This window comes from Chryseobacterium ginsenosidimutans (genome assembly GCF_039536845.1).
GTDB lineage: Bacteria > Bacteroidota > Bacteroidia > Flavobacteriales > Weeksellaceae > Chryseobacterium > Chryseobacterium ginsenosidimutans_B.
Genome location: NZ_BAAAZJ010000016.1, coordinates 371,632 through 371,856, shown reverse-complemented (window position 1 = coordinate 371,856; position 225 = coordinate 371,632).

The following is a 225-nucleotide window of genomic DNA, read 5'->3' as shown; positions in this document are numbered from 1 at the left end:
TCTGCTATAAAATTTCACAATGGAAACTTACTGAAAACGCTTTGTCACACTGAGTCTGTCGAAGTGTGTTTGCGCTTTTATAGTTGGTCAATCGCAAAGGCGCAAATTACAGTTGAAATACTGTTGTAAGGCGCAAGGATTTTATCTGCAATAAAATTTCACAATGCCAATTTACTGAAACCCTTTTGTCACACTGAGCCTGTCGAAGTGTTCCTGCACTTTTGC